General features: G+C 62.8%; 1 protein-coding gene. It reads right to left on the minus strand.

From position 1 onward, the window contains the following. Positions 1–37: 37 nt before the first annotated feature. The gene (locus ACIBVP_RS45725; protein ID WP_396112828.1) at positions 38–1,330 is read right to left on the minus strand and encodes an IS256 family transposase; all 1,293 of its coding nucleotides are present in this window, start codon (positions 1,328–1,330) and stop codon (positions 38–40) included. Between the last annotated feature and the right edge of the window lie 74 nt (positions 1,331–1,404).

The following is a 1,404-nucleotide window of genomic DNA, read 5'->3' on the forward strand; positions in this document are numbered from 1 at the left end:
GGGCCTATCCCATGATCGGTGTTTCCGGCGTTGTTGATCAGTAGGTCTCGGCTCCCGGCCAGCGGTCACCGAAGGTGATGGCGAAGGCGTTGATCACGGGCTTCCAGCGCATCGTCCACCGCGCGCGGCCGGTTCCGGTCGGGTCCAGGCTGCGGGTCACAAGATACAGGCACTTCATCGCGGCTTGCTCTGTCGGGAAGTGCCCGCGTGCGCGGATCGCCCGCCGGTAGCGGGCGTTGAGTGATTCGATTGCGTTGGTGGAGCAGATCATCTGTCGGATCTCGACGTCGTAGTCCAGGAACGGAATGAATTCCTCCCAGGCGTTGCGCCAGAGCCGGACCATCGCGCCGTGTTTCTTCTTCCATTTCTCTTCGAGTTCCTCCAGTGCGAGGAGTGCGGCGTCGGGGTTGGGTGCGGTGTAGATGGGTTTGATGTCCCGTTTCACCGCGTCCCAGTCCTGACGTGCCACGAGCCGGAAGGTGTTCCGGATCAGGTGAACGATGCAGGTCTGGACAATGGTCTGCGACCAGACATTGGTGACGACCTCGGGGAGTCCTTTGAGGCCGTCGCAGACGAGGAAGAATACGTCCCGGACACCGCGGTTCTTCAGGTCGACCAGCACGCTCATCCAGAACTTGGCGCCCTCTCCACCGGTGCCCATCCACAGGCCCAGCACGTCCTTGCCGCCGTCCACGGTGACGCCGATGGCGGCGTAGACGGGCCGATTGGCGACCTGGCCGTCACGGACCTTCACCATGATGGCGTCGATGAACACCGCCGCATACACAGCGTCAAGTGGCCGGTTGGTCCACTCGTTCATCTCGGCGACGACTTTGTCGGTGATCCGCGAAACCGTCTCCTTGGACACCGAAGCACCGTAGATCTCGGCGAAATGCGCGGAAATCTCCCCTGTGGTCATTCCTTTCGCATACAGCGACAGCACGATCTCGTCCACGTCCGTGAGCCGACGTTGCCTTTTCTTCACGATCTGCGGCTCGAACGTGCTCTCCCGATCCCGCGGCACATTGATCTCAACCTCACCCGCGGCATCCGACACCACGGTCTTCGACCGGCTGCCGTTCCGCACATTCGTCGACTCGCGCTCGGGTTCGGCCTGGTTCTTCTCGTGGCCGAGGTGTTCAGTCATCTCCTCGTTGAGCGCGGTCTCCAGCACGGTCTTGGTGAACAACTTCAACAGGCCGTCCGGGCCGGTCAACGCCAACCCCCGAGCCTTGGCCTCGGCCACCATCGCCGCCGCGGCAGCCTGCTCCGGCGACAGCTCCCGCGCCGGCTTGTCACGCTTGCGTGGACTCACAACATCAGATGTCATCACTCACAGTGCCCATCCCGCCAGACCATCAGCCCGGCGTGTCGGGCCAGAAACACCGATCTTGGAACAGTCCC

This window comes from Actinophytocola sp. NPDC049390, assembly GCF_044466355.1.
Classification (GTDB): domain Bacteria; phylum Actinomycetota; class Actinomycetes; order Mycobacteriales; family Pseudonocardiaceae; genus Actinophytocola.

Bases quoted from the DNA above. Each gene is read 5' to 3' on its own strand.
- ACIBVP_RS45725 (WP_396112828.1), bottom strand. From the start codon at position 1,330: ATGACATCTGATGTTGTGAGTCCACGCAAGCGTGACAAGCCGGCGCGG.